General features: G+C 29.4%; 18 protein-coding genes. 15 read left to right on the plus strand and 3 right to left on the minus strand.

Annotation, left to right across the window (positions count from 1 at the left end):
* Window positions 1-13: 13 nt before the first annotated feature.
* On the minus strand, window positions 14-997 hold the full coding sequence (locus GCL57_RS13110; protein ID WP_152213810.1) for a pyridoxal-phosphate dependent enzyme: 984 nt from the start codon (window positions 995-997) through the stop codon (window positions 14-16).
* Window positions 998-1071: 74 nt separating this feature from the next.
* On the opposite strand from GCL57_RS13110, the gene GCL57_RS13115 reads away from it, so the two are divergent.
* Both GCL57_RS13115 and GCL57_RS13120 read left to right on the plus strand, forming a co-directional pair.
* Window positions 1072-2370: an RsmD family RNA methyltransferase gene (locus GCL57_RS13115; RefSeq protein ID WP_161597761.1), complete on the plus strand. Its 1299-nt coding sequence runs from the start codon at window positions 1072-1074 to the stop codon at window positions 2368-2370.
* Window positions 2367-3722, plus strand: a complete 1356-nt coding sequence (locus GCL57_RS13120; protein ID WP_152213812.1) for a hypothetical protein — start codon at window positions 2367-2369, stop codon at window positions 3720-3722. The genes GCL57_RS13115 and GCL57_RS13120 overlap by 4 nt, the downstream gene beginning before the upstream one ends.
* A 7-nt stretch (window positions 3723-3729) precedes the next feature.
* Here GCL57_RS13120 and GCL57_RS13125 read toward each other — a convergent pair whose 3' ends face one another.
* Window positions 3730-4062, minus strand: coding sequence for a type II toxin-antitoxin system PemK/MazF family toxin (locus GCL57_RS13125; RefSeq protein ID WP_152213813.1), 333 nt, complete (start codon window positions 4060-4062; stop codon window positions 3730-3732).
* Window positions 4052-4285, minus strand: coding sequence for an AbrB/MazE/SpoVT family DNA-binding domain-containing protein (locus GCL57_RS13130; RefSeq protein WP_152213814.1), 234 nt, complete (start codon window positions 4283-4285; stop codon window positions 4052-4054). Before GCL57_RS13130 ends, GCL57_RS13125 begins: the two co-directional genes overlap by 11 nt.
* A 161-nt stretch (window positions 4286-4446) precedes the next feature.
* Between GCL57_RS13130 and GCL57_RS13135 the strand changes: the two genes are divergently transcribed.
* The 13 genes from GCL57_RS13135 (at window position 4447) to GCL57_RS13190 (ending at window position 17715) form a co-directional block, all read left to right on the plus strand.
* Complete coding sequence (locus GCL57_RS13135) at window positions 4447-4995, plus strand: DNA-3-methyladenine glycosylase (protein WP_152213815.1); 549 nt, start codon at window positions 4447-4449, stop codon at window positions 4993-4995.
* A gap of 100 nt (window positions 4996-5095) precedes the next feature.
* Entirely contained in the window at window positions 5096-5761 is a 666-nt protein-coding gene (locus tag GCL57_RS13140) for an HAD family hydrolase (RefSeq protein ID WP_152213816.1), read from the plus strand.
* Window positions 5762-5765: 4 nt separating this feature from the next.
* Window positions 5766-7013 (plus strand): glycosyltransferase family 39 protein, encoded by a 1248-nt coding sequence (locus tag GCL57_RS13145; protein ID WP_161597762.1) that lies wholly within the window; start codon window positions 5766-5768, stop codon window positions 7011-7013.
* A gap of 2 nt (window positions 7014-7015) precedes the next feature.
* Complete coding sequence (locus tag GCL57_RS13150; RefSeq protein WP_152213818.1) at window positions 7016-8497, plus strand: B12-binding domain-containing radical SAM protein; 1482 nt, start codon at window positions 7016-7018, stop codon at window positions 8495-8497.
* A gap of 27 nt (window positions 8498-8524) precedes the next feature.
* Window positions 8525-9478 carry a class I SAM-dependent methyltransferase gene (locus GCL57_RS13155; RefSeq protein WP_152213819.1) on the plus strand — a complete coding sequence of 318 codons (954 nt, stop codon included), beginning with the start codon at window positions 8525-8527 and terminating at the stop codon, window positions 9476-9478.
* Window positions 9459-10271 carry an NTP transferase domain-containing protein gene (locus tag GCL57_RS13160; protein ID WP_152213820.1) on the plus strand — a complete coding sequence of 271 codons (813 nt, stop codon included), beginning with the start codon at window positions 9459-9461 and terminating at the stop codon, window positions 10269-10271. Before GCL57_RS13155 ends, GCL57_RS13160 begins: the two co-directional genes overlap by 20 nt.
* A 1-nt stretch (window position 10272) precedes the next feature.
* Window positions 10273-12288 carry a 2-phospho-L-lactate transferase CofD family protein gene (locus tag GCL57_RS13165; protein ID WP_152213821.1) on the plus strand — a complete coding sequence of 672 codons (2016 nt, stop codon included), beginning with the start codon at window positions 10273-10275 and terminating at the stop codon, window positions 12286-12288.
* Complete coding sequence (locus GCL57_RS13170) at window positions 12251-12973, plus strand: glycosyltransferase family 2 protein (RefSeq protein WP_152213822.1); 723 nt, start codon at window positions 12251-12253, stop codon at window positions 12971-12973. Before GCL57_RS13165 ends, GCL57_RS13170 begins: the two co-directional genes overlap by 38 nt.
* Before the next feature lie 122 nt (window positions 12974-13095).
* Window positions 13096-14880: a glycosyltransferase family 4 protein gene (locus GCL57_RS13175; protein WP_161597763.1), complete on the plus strand. Its 1785-nt coding sequence runs from the start codon at window positions 13096-13098 to the stop codon at window positions 14878-14880.
* A gap of 93 nt (window positions 14881-14973) precedes the next feature.
* Complete coding sequence (locus GCL57_RS13180; protein ID WP_152213824.1) at window positions 14974-15216, plus strand: class I SAM-dependent methyltransferase; 243 nt, start codon at window positions 14974-14976, stop codon at window positions 15214-15216.
* A 143-nt stretch (window positions 15217-15359) separates the two neighbouring features.
* Window positions 15360-15527, plus strand: coding sequence for a hypothetical protein (locus tag GCL57_RS14835; protein ID WP_161597764.1), 168 nt, complete (start codon window positions 15360-15362; stop codon window positions 15525-15527).
* 8 nt (window positions 15528-15535) lie between these two features.
* Window positions 15536-16561 (plus strand): NAD-dependent epimerase/dehydratase family protein, encoded by a 1026-nt coding sequence (locus GCL57_RS13185; protein ID WP_152213825.1) that lies wholly within the window; start codon window positions 15536-15538, stop codon window positions 16559-16561.
* Between the two features lie 326 nt (window positions 16562-16887).
* Entirely contained in the window at window positions 16888-17715 is an 828-nt protein-coding gene (locus GCL57_RS13190) for a glycosyltransferase (RefSeq protein ID WP_152213826.1), read from the plus strand.

The raw sequence follows: 17715 nt of genomic DNA on the forward strand, positions 1-17715 counted from the left end.
GAAAATAGATTTCTTATTTAGAAAATTTATTATTTGATAATATTGCTTGTTTAAAATTCATTTTTGACAACCAATCATTGTCCATAAGTTTTGTCATATAATTGCGAATTCCATCGGGGAGAATAACAACAATTTTAGAACCTTTTGGAACATCATGTAAAATTTCATTGACACCAAATAAAGCTGTGCCCGAACTCCCACCACACAAAAAACCTTCTTCACGAATAGCTTTTCTCGCCCAAACAAAACTTGGTTCATCGCTGGTTTTAATCCATTTATCTATCAAATTACAATCCAAAACCTTAGGAAAAAAATCGTAGCCAATACCCTCTACTTGATAAGTTCCAACTTCTGTACCGCCTCCCAAAATACTCCCCACAGGATCACAACCAATGACTTGGCAGGAAGGTTTTAGCTCCTTAAATTTTTTGGCAATTCCAGTAATTGTTCCACCTGTACCTGCACCAGCCACTAAATAGTCAGGTACCATGCCAAGGTCATCAATAATTTCTTGAGCTGTAAAATTATAATGTGCATCACAATTAGACGGATTGGCATATTGATCGAGAACATGAGCATTTGGAAGCTCTTTGGCAAGTCTATTTGCTACAGAAATATGACTTTCAGGTGCATTGTAAGCAGCTTCAGTTGGAGTTCTAATTATCTCAGCACCAAGAGCTGCAAGAACAACTTGCTTTTCTTTACTCATTTTTTCAGGCAAAGTAATTATAACTTTATAACCTAGCACAGCTCCTGCTAAAGCAATTCCAATTCCCGTATTTCCACTGGTCGGCTCTATTAAAATATCGCCTGGCTTAATCCTTCCAGAGTTCTGAGCATCAAGAACCATTTGATAGCCAATCCTATCTTTGACCGATCCTCCTGGATTTAAAAACTCACATTTCGCATAAACCTCAACACCCTCTTTTTTAAACAGATGATTGATCTTTACCAAAGGAGTTCTGCCTATAGCTTCAAGAATATTTTTTGTTTGCATTTTTATACCTTCCCATGCGACAACCTGTCGTCGCGTATTTTTTAGAATTAACTTCTAACTCAAAAAGGGTTACAATGTCCAAGCAAAGCACGAAACACTTATCGGCAAATCTCAGCTTAGCGAAGGGACTTCGCTTTCGCATTGGAGATAATGGCAATATATATGCATCGATTTCCAGTTCATCTGGAGAATTTTATGTTGCGCCAGAAGTATTAACATTTTTGTGTTTTTTAGCCGACAATAGTAAAGTAACAGATACAACCGCAATTCCAAATAAAATAAAAAAACACTATAATTCACTTTTAAATAATATTCCAAACTCTGAAGAATGTGCCGAATTATTGAATGATCTCATAGCGGCAGGGGTTATTATAAATACAAGCGAAAACTCTTCACGTTACCTACAAGAAGATGGTTTTGGCGATCCGTGGATTCAATGGGCTATGCTCTCTGACTCTGTACGTTCAAATTCTTACTATTCTGCAATTAAGCAAGAAATCACAGCTCAATCCGTTGTCCTTGATGTTGGCGCAGGAACAGGACTTCTTTCTGCACAGGCTTTATCAGCTGGGGCAAAAAAAGTGATTGCAATTGAAGAAACAAAAACTGCGGAAAGTATAAAAGCAATATTTACAAAACTTGGTCTTGAAACAAATTCAAAAAATTTCATTTTACATAACACAAATAGCTATGATGTCGAACTCACTGACACTATAACAATGGTGGTCAGTGAACTCTTTGGCAATGATCCTTTTCAAGAAGGAGTCATTCCAACACTTCGAGAAATTGGTTCACGCTTTGTTGGCAGCAACATAACTTATATCCCTAGCAAAGTAACAGTTTATTGTAATTTAATTGAACTCAACAATCACCCTATGCTCCATAGAATAAAAGCTCTAAATAAATTAAAAACTAAAAGTTTAAGTGAAAATTTTTTAGATAAATTTATGTTTGCAGCTGCAAGCAAACTTAACTTAAATAATATTTCTTTCCCCATTGCCTTAAACTCTCAAAATTTTAAATATCTCTCAAAAACTGTAGAAATAGGTTCAACCCGTCTTGATCCACCTCCTGTCTACAGTTCCGATTTAAGCAAACACCCACTTTATGGAAAAAAAGAAATCGAAATCGAAGAAGATTGCGATAATATTCTTGCAATTATTTGGTTTAGAGTGCACTTGACCAAGTCAATAACAATTTCTTCTAATCCAAAAGAAAACGATGCGTGCGAACATTGGAGCCCAATCGCAATTCCACTCAATAAAATTATAAGTAAACAAGATAAAGTCGAAATTAAATATCAACTCAGTGAGCAAGAAAATCTTATTTGCTGTGATATTTTTCATAAAAGCGAAAAAATAGGTTCAAGATGAATCAAGAAAAAGAACAAAATATCGAAAAGCAAATTAAAAAGCATATCTATGGGAAGTCACAAACTGCTATTGCAACTTTTCCAGCTGGTTTTAGTTTAACTGCGCTTCAAGAAATCGAAGAAATTCTAAATAATCTTTGGTTTAAACAAAAATTCAATAGCAAATGCACACTTTTAAAAAATGAAATATTGATAGAAAATGTTCACGTTTTTGCATTGACAGAAATATTAATGCGCAGCCTCTGCCTTACTGACCTTCGACTTATATTACTCGAAGAAAAAGCTGTTGGTAAAGAAGCTTTTACCAAGCAATGTCAGTCTATTTCTTGGGACTATTATTTAAATAAATCAATGTCACTTAAAGTGAAAGTAGATTCTGTCGCAAGCAAGGCATTTCATGAAAGTGGCTTAAAAGAAATATTATCAAATATATTAAATGATAAATGCTGTGAAATTGTCAGTGGTGAAAACACAAACGAAACAACTGCGCTTTATGCTCATTTATACAAAGATAAATTAACCGTCAGTATTTCACTTGCTGGTAACCCTCTTTATAAAAGAGGCTATCGTGGTACTTTAAGTGCCAGCGCTCCATTACGTGAAGATGCTGCTGCCTGCACAATAACAAAAGCTTTTGAGTTTCTAAAGAAACACAACCCAGAACTCAAGGCACAGATACTCATGCTCCCTTTTTCTGGGACAGGAACTTTTGCTTTTGAATATCTTTTGTCACAGTTTGCACACGCACCTAGTTTACTGAATAGAGAATACGCTATTCAAAAAATGCCTCTTTTTAGAAAAGAAAACTTTTCTTTTCTTTTAAAAAAAGCCAATGAGTTTTCTAAGATAAACCTATTAAACTCAGCAGAAAATCCATTCCGTATTCTCAGCATTGACAATTCAAAACAAGCAAATACTGCATTTCTGGAAAACATTGAAAACTTTAAAAACAAACTCAACACTTCACTGCAGGATTTATTTATTAATAGTTTTCATAAACATAACAATTCCAACGAAAATATTTTATGTGAAAACTTTCTAAAATTGAATATCGATGAAATTTTAAATAATGCAAATTTCGGAAATGTTTTTCTTCCACTCAATCCCCCATACGGCATCCGCTTAAATGACAAAGGAGACTCAACAGTTTTCTATTCGAATGTAGGAAAAAAAGTTTCCGAAATAGGCGCAAAATTAAAAAATAATAACACCCATTTATTTGGCTTTATACTTTGTCCAAATGAAGATTCTTGGTCCGCTTTTTGCAAATGCATGCGCGGAGCAGAAATTGAAACCTATCATTTCACTCAAGGTGGTATGGATATTCGTGTGTGTATGTTTTTTAATAAATAAATTATAATTAAATAAATTTATTTTTCATATTTTCGTAGTTTTCTTGATCTATTTTCGACAATTTTCCACAAATATTTAAAATTAAACTATTATCCAATGTAAATATTTTGAAACGCATAACACATGATTTTCTTAAACCAGCTTCTTCTAATTGCTTTATTGGAATATCACCAAACCATTTTGAATTTGTAGCACTTGTAATCATACAAAGAATAGTTGCAGAATTTTGAATATTAAAATCATATTTACTGATAACAAGAGCTTTTCTTTTTTTTGTAATTGCGGGAGTGTCTACAAATGGAAATGGGACTTCAACTACATCGTATTGACTACAAATCATCGTCTTCTGAACCTTCCCATTCTGTTAGAACTGTATTCGATAACTGCAAGTACCATTGAATATCAGCTGCAGTTGCTTTTCGCATAACTGCAATTTTCTTTTCAGGATCAAAATCAAAGCAAATACGATCACCAGCCCCAAGCTCTAGTTTTTTACAAAGAGATAAAGGGATTGTGATCTGACGCTTTTCACTTAATTTTGAGACATTTTCGATAGTAAACATTTTAAACTCCATCTTATTGTTCGGTAAAGATGTAAAGAGACTTTACCATAATATTGCATTTCTTTCAAGCAATCGTTATTGTAACCTTTTCTTTTGCATAAAGCGTGCACCAAGAACTACATCTATTTGTATTTATTAGACTTATCGAGAGTGACTTTAATATGAACCTCCTAGATAAAGATTTTTTTAAACAAAATGCCACTGAACTTGCCCCCAAACTGCTCGGCATGACTCTTTGTCACATCACTCCAATAGGCACACTCAAAAAAGGAATTATTGTCGAAACAGAAGCCTATATGCCTGATGACCCCGCCTGCCATGCGGCAAAAGGCAAAACAAAACGCACACTTCCCATGTTTGAAGAAGGCGGTATCAGTTATGTCTACCTAATATATGGCATGTACTATTGCTTCAATATTGTCTCAGGGGAAAAAAACAGCGGGCAAGCTGTTCTCATTCGTGCACTGCAATTACCTGAACACCCTCACTCCAAAGAAGCCGCTGGGCCCGGTAAACTCTGCCGTTACCTAGAAATTAATAAAAGTCAAAATGGAATTCAATTATCCAAAGAAAATAAACTTTGGTTAGAAAAATCACCACTCATTTCAAATCCTGAAATAGTAACAACAACCCGCATTGGTATTTCTGCAGGAAAAGAAAATCTGTGGAGATTTTATATAAAAAATAGTAATTCAATTAGTAAAAAATAATCTTTATTGTGAATAAAAACATGTCCCCTTGAGTTAAAAAAAAAAAAATGATACATCTTAGATAAATATTTTTTGTTGTATTATTAAACTAGGATTAAACTTGATTTTATCAAATAAAAAATTAATTATATTTGACATGGATGGAGTGCTTTTTTTATCCACTCATTCGCATGAAATTGCATTTAAATCTATATGTCAAAAATATTCATTACCAAATTTTATCTATACAGAAATTTCTGGCATGCGAACGGACGAAGCCTTTTTACATATTTTTAATAAGAATAAAATGATATATACACCGGAATTAGTGCAGTTAATGACTATTGAAAAAAGAGAGATTGCTGCTCACTTATTAAGAGAAAATCCAATTTTTGCAGAAAATTGTTATAACATCATAAAGAATTTATCTGAAAAATATATATTATCATTAGCAAGCTCATCAGATCAAAAAAATGTTCACTACTTTCTTAATACTAGTAGAACTAAAGAGTTCTTTAAAGTTATTATATCTGGAAATGAAGTATCAAAATGCAAACCAGATCCTGAAATATTCAATAAAATTTTGTATACACTTTCAATTAGTCCGCAAGAGAGTTTAGTCATTGAAGATTCCATAAAAGGCATAGAAGCAGCAAAAAGTGCAAAAATCTGTGCAATTGGTATTGCAAATGATGAGTTCATGAGAACTAATTTAATGCATGCAGGAGCTTTTAATGTCTTTCTTTCTGTAAATGAATTTTACGAAAATTTATCAAAAGGAAACTAACTGGATGTACAGTAAAGGGTTAAGACATATATTTCATATTTCAAATCAACTCTTTAAATACTATATTCCTCAAATAGTAATTTCAATTATAATGATTCTTTTATTTGTAAAGAATTTAATTGAATTCAATGATAAATTATGGCCAGATGTGATAGGATACATTCATATTGCAAACTCAATCTCAATAAATAACTTATATCACACTGGTATGCGAGAGCCATTTTGGATTTGGATTGTAAAAATATATTTAACAATTTTTCAAGATCCTGTAATATCAATACGTCTTCTTGGCTTTACTTTATTTATATTGACTGGATTTATGATATATAAATTTGTCAAAGAATACACAAATAGCAAAGTGGCAGCTACTATTTCTATTTCTTTTTTATTCTGCAATAATTATTTAATACATATTGCTGTAAATTGTACACGAGACATGCTTATTCTAGCAATAATGCCTATAATCTGTTATTTAACGCTTATTAAAAAACCTCATTTAACAAATAATAGAAGAGTTATTTACTGGTGTATAGTTTTTATCATATTAATAGGCACTCGAATGAATATTGTTTTACCCTCTATAATCTGCTTAATATGGTCATCATTTCGATTTAAAATAAATTTACTAAAATCAATATTACCTATAATACTATCTATTATATTTATTTCTCCATATCTCTTTTACAGTTACAATACATATCAAGATCCATTTTTTTCAATGAATATTCACGCAGTTTGGTGGCGCAATTACGAATTTATACAGTTGAAAGGAACAGGTTGTATTTCTTGCCCTAGTTTAGAAGAATATAAAAATATGGGAATGTATTCAGGTCCTAAAACAACTTCATTTGAATATATTTTTAAAATGAGATCATTGAATGAATTATTTAGTAGCATAATTTATGGATATTCCGGTTTGTTTATTCTTCCTACAGTTGCCTCTAGTTACCAAATTGGAGGAATAAACATAATAAAAATGTCTAATGGAATCACCTTTAATCCTTTCTATATATTTTATGTAGTTGGACTCATTTCTTGTTATATGAGTGATAAAAAATATTTTATAATATTTCCTATTTTATTTCTTAACCTCATTGCTTTCACTCTTCAACTGAATATGGATCCACGTTTATTTACACCAGCCACTCCTTTTATTTGTATAATAATGGGTATAGGATATAGTTTAATTCTAAATAAAATTTCTCTAAAATTTAATTTTAAAAACAATAAACCACCATCAATCGAGATATAAAAATGGATGCTGTACTAATCAATCCAAATTTAATATTCCAAAGGAGTGATCCATTCACAACTGGAATTGTGTATATGCCCATAAGCTTAGCTTATGTAGCAGCTTCTTTAAGACATGCTGGTTTTCAAATCTCAGTCATCGACGCTTTTGCAGAAAAGCCAAAACAATCATTAACATTTGAAAAGTACACTCGAATGGGCCTGTATGTTGAAGAGGTTTTCGAGAGAATTCCTAAAAATACAATATTTGTTTTTATATATGCAATAAATTTATCTAATCACGACTCAATTTGTGATATTACTAAATATATTAAGACAAGAAAACCTGAAATAATCATCACAGTATTGGAAAATACTCAAGCAGTTACAGCATATCAACTCGAAAAAATAGCACATGAACTATATGATATAGGAGTGGACTTTACAATATCAGGTGAAGGTGATTATCGTGCAGTTCAATTCTTAAAATCAATAAAAAATGGAAGAAATGAAAATGAATTAGCTAAAATTGATGGACTTGGCTGCCGCAATTTCTCTTCTCCTCCTATTGGCAAAATTAAAAATTTGGATGACTTACCTTTTCCAGCATGGGATCTCTTTCCACTCAAAAATTATTGGAAAATGCATTTTGCTCATGGACCTCAAACAAGAAAAAGATATATGCCTCTACTCACATCAAGAGGTTGTCCTTACAGCTGCGCTTTTTGCGTAGTTCCAGCGACTAATAATCGCAAATGGAGGCCAAGATCTCCAATAAATATTGTTACAGAAATTGAATATTATATAAAACAATATCAAGTTAAAGAATTTCATATAGAAGATCTCGATCCAACAATTGATGATAAAAGAATTAGAGAGTTTTGCCAAATTATCATTCAAAAAAAGCTTTCAATTGCATGGAAAATTGTAGCTGGAACTAAAGTTGAAACAATTAAAAACGAAGAAACCGTTGATTTAATGGCCAAAGCTGGATGTACTTATGTCTCCATTTCTCCAGAAACAGGTTCGCCAGAGCTTCTTAAAACGATGTTAAAGCCTTTTGATTTAGACCATGCAATAAATATGATAAAAAAAATGAATCAAGTTAATATTAAAACACAAGCTTGCTTTGTTCTTGGTTTTCCTGGTGAGAAAGATTCAGATCGAATATTAACAAAAAAAATGATAAAAAATTTAACAAAATCAGGTATTGATGAAATTGCACTCTTTATAGTTACTCCAGTTCCAGGTTCAAGAATCTATAATAAATTATCTGGTTATAATACGTTATCAGAACTTAATTTTTCTCCTACATGGAGAGATGACTATAAAAAATTAAATAAATTTAGACTGCACTTATACTTTTGCTTTATTCTCTGGAAGATTATTTATCATCCTAAAAAAATATTAATTCAAGCACTTAACTTTTTCTTCAGACGCTTTCAAACAAAAATGGAAATGGTTCCATATAGAGCAATTGTGCTTCGTTTACTTTGGGGAAGATAAATCAGAAAACATTTTTAAGGTATAATCATGAGAAATTTTTCTAGCTATTTCGAATTTAATCCTTGCATTATTTGCAAATCAAATGACTTTAAAGTATTAAAGAAATCAAAATATAATGAAGATTTAAATGAAGATAAATTATTACAACTATATAAAAGTTCAAGTGATGAAAAACTAATTGATCAAATGGTTTGTTGTAAAGAATGCAACTTAGTATACTTGAATCCAAGAGTTAAATCAAATATAATATTAAATTCATACACAAATTCAGATGATCCAACCTTCTTTGAGCAAAATAATTTAAGAATAAGAACTTTTAAAAAACAACTCAATAAAATAGTTAGGACCCTAAGTATAACGCCAAATAAAAATTATATTCTTGATATTGGATGCGCAGGTGGTGCATTTCCAAAAGCAGCTCATGATCTAGGCTTTAAAGTTATAGGGATTGAACCAAATAAATGGCTCGTAAACGAAGGTATAAAAAAATACAATATTGATCTAAAATCAGGTATTTTATCTGATTTTAATTTCCAAAAAGAAAACTTTAATATTATAACATTATGGGATGTTATTGAACATTTAACCAATCCAGAAGAAGTTTTACATAGCATTTCTCATATCATAAAAAATGATGGTTATTTACTAATAAACTATCCAGATGTTAATAGTCTAGCTTGCAAATTAATGAGATCGAAATGGCCTTTTTATTTAAATGTTCATCTTTTTTATTTTAATAGAAAAACAATAAATAAATTTTTAGATAATTGTGGATTTAAAGTTATTTCATGTGAGCCATTTTGGCAGACATTAGAACTTGGCTATATTTTGAAAAGAGCATCTGCATATTTCAAAATATTTAAAATTGCATATTTTATATCAAAAAAAATAAAGCTCGATAAAATTCCATTTAAATATAATTTAGGACAAACATTTATAATTGCACAAAAAAAGGCCGGACATGAAAAGAATCTGGAATAAAGAAGAATGTCATAAAAATTACGCTGATTCCCTTTTAAAAATTAATAATTTTACAGCAATTATTCCTGCAGCTGGCAAAGGAACACGGTTAAAATATAGTAAACCAAAAATATTATATAGTATAAATAATAATACATTATTAGATATAATTTATAATAAATTAAAATTCCTTTGTAAAAAAATAATTATTGTAGCATCACCTGATGGGCAACACCAAATATACAATCATATTAATGAAAAAAACTATTTAAATATCGAGGTAGTAGTACAAACAGAGCCGAATGGGATGGCAGAAGCTATTAATACAGGAGTAAAATCTGTATTAACAAAAAATGTCATTATCATCTGGGGTGATCAAATTATGTTTAGTAAAGAAACAATTCAAAATTGTATGCATCTAATTGAACTAGATTTTCATTACTCAGCAATAATTCCAACTATTAAAAGAAAAAATCCATACATACATTTTATAAGAAATAAATCAGATAAAATAATTAATATTTTACAGTCTCGAGAAGGTGATTTAATGCCAGATATCGGAGAAACTGATTGTGGAATTTTTACTTTAAATAAAGATATATTATTAAAAATTCTTAATAATAATTATTTTAAAAGCATTGGAAATAAAACAAATGAATGGAACTTTCTCCCTCTTATTCAAAAATTTGAAAAATTCTTGGGTGGAGTTTGTACTTTAATTTTAGAGGATATAAATGAAAGCATTGGCATAAATGATAAATATGACGTCATTAAAATAATGAATATTATCAAAGAAAATCCAATTGGAGAATGATATGTTAGATAAAATTAATGTAGTAATTTTTTCTGGCGGAAGAGGATCTGCAAGTTTAACAACTGCACTTCTAAATCATGAACAAATTAATCTAAAGGTTTTAGTTAACGCATATGACGATGGACTTTCTACAGGATTAATTAGAAATCTAATTCCTGGAATGCTTGGCCCCTCTGATATAAGAAAAAATATTTTCCGCCAAATAGAACTAACAAATCCAACTCTTGCCTATTTACTTGAATACAGATTTCCAATTGAATCAGACAATGTTCTTCAGTTTTTAAAAAATTTTATAAATAATATTGATATTCATGATTTCAAAAATATCACTTCTAAAATAAATAACTTAAAACATTGGCAAGTTATTATTTTAAAAAAATATATTAAGAAATTTCTAGAAAATGTAAATCAAGATAAACTCAATAAGTTTAATTTTTCAGATTGTTCATTTGGAAATATATTAATGGCTGGATGTTATTTAAAAAATAACCATGACTTTAATAAGTGCATAAATGAGATTTCTCAATTTTCTGAAATTACTGGACAGGTTCTAAATATTACTGATGGAAAAAATTATGTATTAATTGCATTAAAAGAAGATGGTAAAATTCTACTAAATGAATCAGAAATAGTATCAAAGCAAGATAACTCTAAAATTAAAGAAATATATTTATTAGAAAATTATCTTTTGAAACAAGAAATAGATGATTTAAACTTATTATCATTAAATGAAAAAGCAAAATATCTTAATAGCAAAGCATTCTATCCTGAAATTAATCCTGAATCTAAATACGAATTAGAAAATGCAGACGTAATAATATATGCTCCTGGAACTCAGCATTCATCACTTTTTCCTTCGTATATAACAAAAGATTTAGCAGATACAATTCATAAAAATAAAAAATCAGAAAAAATATTTATTGGGAATATATTCTTTGATCACGAAATTCAATCAGAAACATGTAATTCACTAGCAAAGAAATTCCTTTATTATATGAATATGAAAGACAATAAAAATTATTTAATGAACGATTTTGCAACTTCATTTTTTTTCCAAATCGAAAAAAACAAATATCAAGAAAAATATATTTCATTTCAAGAAGAGGATGAAATATTTCCTAAAGATCGAGTTATCTTAACTGATTGGGAGGATGATCCCGGAAAACATTTAGGTGGTAGAATATTAGATGAAATTATTAGTAAAGTTAATCAAAGTTTAGATCTTAAAATAAAAGACCATATGCACCTTGTTTCTATTATAGTTCCTGTTAAAAATGAAGAGAAATATATTGCAAATGTTTTGAATGAATTAAATTTAGTAAGTTTTCAAAATTTAGGTTTAGGTAAAGAAATCATTGTAATTGATGGTAATTCAACAGATAATACTTTTAATATAGTAAGTAAGTTTGAAAATATCAAATTAATAAAAACAAATAATCTAGGGAGAGGGCATTGCTTAAAAGTTGGAGTTTCAAAGGCTAGGGGAAATATAATTATCTTCTTTCCAGGTGATGGTGAATATAAGTGCAGTGACCTTAATAGTATAGTTAGTAATTTTAGAAATAATTTAGATTGTCAAGTTGTTTTTGGCAGTCGATCAATTAAATGTCTCAATTTAGATGAAAGAATCAGATATATTTATGGAAATAATTATTTTGGCTATTTTTCAAGTAAATGGGGTGGGAGAGTTTTAAGTATTCTTACATTAATTTTATATAATCGTTATATCACTGACCCGCTAACATCAGTTAAAGGTTTTAAAACTCGTTTTTTAAAAAGTCTTGATTTAACTTCTAATGGTGTAGAGCTTGAAATGGAAATCATTGCAAAAACATCGAAAAAAATGAATTACATTTTAGAAACTTCTATTTCATATAAACCAAGAACTCGATCTGAAGGTAAAAAAACAAATGTATGGGATGGAATAAAATGCATTTTTAGTCTCATATACTTTTTTTATCAAAAAAAAGGAAAAGAAAATGAAACTTTTGTCAATTATAATTCCAGCATACAATGAAGAACGCTTTATTAAAAAGGTTATTGATTCTGTTATAGAAGTTAATATTGATTCATTAGGATATAAAAAAGAAATAATTATTGTTGATGATGGCTCAATTGACAATACCTATAATATAATATCATCTTATAAAGATATTATATTAATAAGGCAAAAAAATTTAGGAAAAGGAGCGGCTGTTCAAAAAGGATTAAGCATTGCCAAAGGAGAGTATTTTTTAATTCAAGATGCAGATTTAGAATATAACCCTAAAGATTATATTATTCTACTATCAAAATTAAATGAGAATCCAAACGCAGTTATTTATGGAAGTAGAATATTAGGTTGTATAAGGAGTAATGGGTTTAAATTTCTACCCGGTAAACATAAAATGCAATCTTTTGGTCCATGGCTTGCTAATTTAGTTTTAAGTTTATGGACTTTTTTACTCTATGGAAAGTGGATAACAGACACACTTACTGCATATAAAATATATAAAACATCTATAATTAAAAATTTAGTAATTAAAACAAAAGGTTTTGAAACTGATCATGAATTAACTGCTAAACTTATTAAAATGAAAATTAAAATTCATGAAGTTCCTATCCAATATTTTCCGAGGAGTAAAGCGGAAGGAAAAAAAATTAAACTTTCTGATGGATTTGTTGCAATACTAACTCTTTTACGTTTCAGAGTTTCAAATTGATACTTTTTGTCAGATAATTTTTATAATTTAGATTTTACTTATTCATAAAATTAGCTACATAATAACAATTATAAGCTATTTAAATGATTAGCAAACTAATAACTAATAGCAGGAGAATAAAATTGAGTGGAATATATACTATTCTCATTTTCTTTACATCATTTACATTTTCTCTTCTATTAATTCCAATTATGATTTACCTTGCAAAGAAAAAACAGCTCTATGATTTACCTGATAGAGGACATGCAACAGCTTCAGAGCCATCTAAAAATAGCGTTCTATATACAAAATCACGTCGTATTCACACCCAACCCATTCCTAGACTAGGTGGAGTTGCAATAGTATCTGGATTTTTTATTAGCATTTCCATTTGGAAACTGCCGTCAAATATGGCGCTCATTTATTGCTGTTCGTTTGTTATGTTTGCAATAGGTCTTATTGATGATATAAAAACTCTTACAGCCAAAGTAAGACTCTTCATACAAATATTATCTGCATTAACAGTTGTTCTTTTTTCAAATTTACAAATTCAAAATATTACTTTTTCAAATGATATAATATTTTCAATACCATATATTTTAGGAGTTATACTTTCTACATTTATAATAATTGGATCTATAAATTCAATAAATATGATTGATGGACTGGACGGACTCGCAGGAGGAGTTGTCCTCATCGGTATTTCTTTATTAAGTTACTTACATTTTTTAAGCACACATAATTTAAATCTCATAATTGTATTTAGCATTCCAGTAATCGGAGCAATTCTTGGCTTTTTAAAATATAATACACATCCATCATCAATATTTATGGGCGATTCAGGCAGTAATTGGCTTGGTTTTATGGTAGGAATATTTTTAATTCTTATTCTAAACAATGAAGTTGTTTCAGATCAAAACTCAAGATGGATTTTAGAAAATAGCTCAAAAATAAATTACTTTCCAATTTTAAGTGTCTTGCTTTGCTTATCAATACCTATTTTTGACACCGCACACGTTATTATTCTTAGACTGATTGAAAGGAAAAACCCTCTTAAAGCAGACACAAGACATTTTCATCATTCCCTCATAAAAATGGGTTTTACCCATTCTCAAAGCGTTATTATAGTTTATTTCTTAATGATATTTTTTGGGATATTAGGAATATTACCAATTGCTTATCCACAATATAATTTAAATTGGACTCCAATTCTTGGTGTTCTATTATCTATCTTCTGTATTGTCTTTTCTTTTAAATTAACTGATGGTTTTATAACGCATCTTTCAAGTTATAAATTTTTACTGGTTTCAGAATCATCTGTAGGTCCTAAAATCACACTTATTTTAAGATACTGGGAACATTTAAATAGATATACAGTTTATATGATCTTGCTTGCAACCCCATTTTTAGCAGGAATTGTTCCTAAAACAATAAGTTTAGTTGCTGCTTGTATGGCCATGATAATGATTTGTACAATTTTTATAAAAAAGAGCGACAGTTTTTTTGAGTCATTTCTCATAGCAATTGCCTCGACTGTTTTACTTATTGCTAATAATTCAAATGTAATTTGGATTGAAATTCTTGGAGAGAAATATAATTTACAAAATGCATATAATAATCTTTTTATTTGGCTGTTATTTAGTACTCTCCTTTTTTTTATTTTTACATTTAAAAGAAAATACCTAATAATCGCTCCTACTGATTTTCTTTTAGCAATACTGCCTCTTATTCTTCTGTTATTACCTGCGGAATACCAAGCAGAATATAAACTAAATATTATTGCCCTACGAAGTCTTGTGCTTTTTGCTGCACTCCGAACTCTTTCTAAAAGGCACAATCGCTTCTTTTACAAAATTCATTTTATCTGTATCATTGCATTAACTTGGATAGCATTAACAACATTAGTAGGTTTGAGATTGGTATATTAATCTTACATATTCTGAAAAATTTTTAATTCAGAAAGAAAATACTATGATGAAAAATTTATTTTTTAAAATACTTAAACATTTAAAGGTGAAAAAATGAAAGAGGAATTGAGATTTGCATTTGGAAAAAACTGGACACACTTTTTAACCCATCTGACTGATGATAGAATTCATGAAGCATCTTTAAGCTTATTAGATTTTCTGAACATCGATAATTTAAAAAATATGTCGTTTCTTGATGTGGGTTCAGGTAGCGGTCTTTTTAGTTTTGCTGCTAAAATGAATAGAGCTAAAGTCTCAACAATCGATTATGACACTGACTCAGCTCTATGTACTTAGTATTTGAAGAATTCTGGCTTTTTAATGCGATTTTTTCTTATCATATATACTCTACTTAAATGTTGGGGTATTACTTTTATAAAAGATTTTATGAAAGGAAATCCTCTTAAGAACTGGTTTAATTATCAAAAAACAATCGTGGAATGTCAGCATACAATGACCTCATTGATTGGCTTGAAGGTTATCCATTTGAAGTTGCAAAACCTGAAGAAGTATTTGCATTTTCTCGTACAAAAGGATTTGTTTTAAAAAAAATGAAGCCCTGTTCTGGTGGATTAGGATGTAACGAATTCTTATTTAGAAAAATTTGAGGAAAGCCATGAAAAGAAAACTTTTAGTTACAGGTGTTGCTGGTTTTATTGGTTATCATGTAGCTAAAAAGCTAATAGAAGATGAAAATAATACAGTTATTGGAATAGATAATTTAAATGACTATTATAGTATAGAACTAAAGAAAAAAAGAATAGAAAATATAAAAACAAATGATAAATACAATAATTTCAGTTTTCAGTACTGCGATATATCTACTGCACAATCTTTAAAAGATTTATTTATAGAAAATAATTTTGAAACAGTTATTCATCTAGCAGCTCAGGCTGGAGTAAGATATAGCCTAATAAATCCTGACGCCTATATAAGATCAAATATAGTTGGTTTTACAAATATTTTAGAATGTTGTCGACATCATAAAATAAAGCATCTTATCTATGCTTCTAGCAGCAGTGTATACGGAAGCAATACAACTCTTCCATTTACTGAAGAGCAAAGTGTCGATCATCCCATTAGCCTTTATGCTGCAACAAAGAAAAGCAATGAGCTCATGGCACACACATACTCACACCTATTCTCTTTACCAACAACTGGACTACGATTTTTCACAGTCTATGGCCCTTGGGGGCGCCCTGATATGGCTATGTTTCTTTTTGCTAATGCAATTAGCAATTCAACTCCATTGGACCTTTTTAATGGTGGTGAGATGCTTCGTGATTTTACCTATGTTGACGACGTTGCTGAATGTATTTTAAGACTTTGTGAATTACCTCCAACAGAAATTCATGAGCACTCCGTACAATTTGCTCCATACTATCGAATACTTAATATAGGCAACAATCAACCAGAACTTGTCTTAAATGTGGTTCGTAAAATAGAGAATTACTTTAAGAAAAATGCAATTATAATTACTAAATCTATTCAACCTGGCGATGTTCACTCCACATATGCCAATATTGAAAGTATTTTTAAATTAACTGGATTCCACCCTAAAACCTCAATTGACAGTGGAATACTAAACTTTCTCAATTGGTATAGCAGTTATCATAATCTATCTTTAAATTCAAAAATATAAAGGAATTCAATATAAAATCTGTTATCTTTATTATCAATAATTCAACATTCTTTATCTCTCACAGAATAAATATTGCATATGCTTTAAAAAATAAATCTATAAATTGCCATTTATACGCTCCAGAACTTTCAAAACAAAATGAAAGTAAGCTTAAATTAGCAAATATTCATTTTAACAAACTAACATTTTCCCGAAATAATTTAAAGATATATGATCTCTTCATTACTTTTTTTAAAACATTTTTTATCAAAGAAAAAGGAGAACATTCTGTCTTTCACTTAATCACAATTATTCCAATTATAATTTGTGGAATACCACTTCGAATTATGAAGCAAAAAACAATATTTTCACTCTCAGGAATGGGCACAATTTTTACTTCAAAAAGTATAAAATCTCTAATATTAAAAGCAATAATTAAAAAAGTATATCAGTTTTTATTCAATGGAGTAAAATCAAAAGTTATTGTTCAGAATAATGATGATTATAATCTTCTTAAAAATATACTAAAAATAAAAACTGAAAATATAATTCTAATAAAGGGAAGTGGTGTCAATCCTTCTGACTTTATTTATTTAGAAAATGACACAATATCAGACATTCCAATCATTTTGCTCCCTGCACGCTTGATTAAAGAAAAAGGAATATTTGAGATTTCTCAAGCATCAAATTTATTAAATAAAAAAAATATCCCACATAAAATCTATATTGCTGGAGATATTGACAAAGGAAATCCATCTGCACTTTTAGAAAGTGAAATAAAAAAAATTGAAAAATCTTCACCCTCTGTAAAATTTATTGGATATATTAATAATATGAAGGAACAATATAAAATATGTACAATAGTCTGTTTACCATCCTACAGAGAAGGTTTGCCAAAAGCATTACTTGAAGCCGCTGCAAGTGGAAGAGCAATCATCACATGTAACGTTCCTGGATGTAAGGAAGTCGTTGAGCATAATAAAAATGGAATACTTGTTCCACCTCAATCAAGTGTAGAGTTAGCAAAAGCTTTAAAATTATTAATAGAAAATAAAGAGTTACGAAATACCTTGAGAAAAAATATGTATCAGAAATTTTTAAATGAATTTACTGAAGAAAAAGTTGTCAATGATAATATTCATTTGTATGATTCATTCTATGAAAATAACATATAA

It is taken from the genome of Fluviispira multicolorata (assembly GCF_009208585.1).
GTDB classification, from domain to species: Bacteria; Bdellovibrionota_B; Oligoflexia; order Silvanigrellales; family Silvanigrellaceae; genus Silvanigrella; species Silvanigrella multicolorata.

Excerpts from the sequence above, each read along its gene's own strand:
- GCL57_RS13110 (WP_152213810.1), bottom strand. The coding sequence starts at position 997 with ATGCAAACAAAAAATATTCTTGAAGCTATAGGCAGAACTCCTTTGGTA.
- GCL57_RS13115 (WP_161597761.1), top strand. The coding sequence starts at position 1,072 with ATGTCCAAGCAAAGCACGAAACACTTATCGGCAAATCTCAGCTTAGCG.
- GCL57_RS13120 (WP_152213812.1), top strand. The coding sequence starts at position 2,367 with ATGAATCAAGAAAAAGAACAAAATATCGAAAAGCAAATTAAAAAGCAT.
- GCL57_RS13125 (WP_152213813.1), bottom strand. The coding sequence starts at position 4,062 with ATGATTTGTAGTCAATACGATGTAGTTGAAGTCCCATTTCCATTTGTA.
- GCL57_RS13130 (WP_152213814.1), bottom strand. The coding sequence starts at position 4,285 with ATGTTTACTATCGAAAATGTCTCAAAATTAAGTGAAAAGCGTCAGATC.
- GCL57_RS13135 (WP_152213815.1), top strand. The coding sequence starts at position 4,447 with ATGAACCTCCTAGATAAAGATTTTTTTAAACAAAATGCCACTGAACTT.
- GCL57_RS13145 (WP_161597762.1), top strand. The coding sequence starts at position 5,766 with ATGTACAGTAAAGGGTTAAGACATATATTTCATATTTCAAATCAACTC.
- GCL57_RS13150 (WP_152213818.1), top strand. The coding sequence starts at position 7,016 with ATGGATGCTGTACTAATCAATCCAAATTTAATATTCCAAAGGAGTGAT.
- GCL57_RS13155 (WP_152213819.1), top strand. The coding sequence starts at position 8,525 with ATGAGAAATTTTTCTAGCTATTTCGAATTTAATCCTTGCATTATTTGC.
- GCL57_RS13160 (WP_152213820.1), top strand. The coding sequence starts at position 9,459 with ATGAAAAGAATCTGGAATAAAGAAGAATGTCATAAAAATTACGCTGAT.
- GCL57_RS13165 (WP_152213821.1), top strand. The coding sequence starts at position 10,273 with ATGTTAGATAAAATTAATGTAGTAATTTTTTCTGGCGGAAGAGGATCT.
- GCL57_RS13170 (WP_152213822.1), top strand. The coding sequence starts at position 12,251 with ATGAAACTTTTGTCAATTATAATTCCAGCATACAATGAAGAACGCTTT.
- GCL57_RS13180 (WP_152213824.1), top strand. The coding sequence starts at position 14,974 with ATGAAAGAGGAATTGAGATTTGCATTTGGAAAAAACTGGACACACTTT.
- GCL57_RS14835 (WP_161597764.1), top strand. The coding sequence starts at position 15,360 with ATGTCAGCATACAATGACCTCATTGATTGGCTTGAAGGTTATCCATTT.
- GCL57_RS13185 (WP_152213825.1), top strand. The coding sequence starts at position 15,536 with ATGAAAAGAAAACTTTTAGTTACAGGTGTTGCTGGTTTTATTGGTTAT.
- GCL57_RS13190 (WP_152213826.1), top strand. The coding sequence starts at position 16,888 with ATGAAGCAAAAAACAATATTTTCACTCTCAGGAATGGGCACAATTTTT.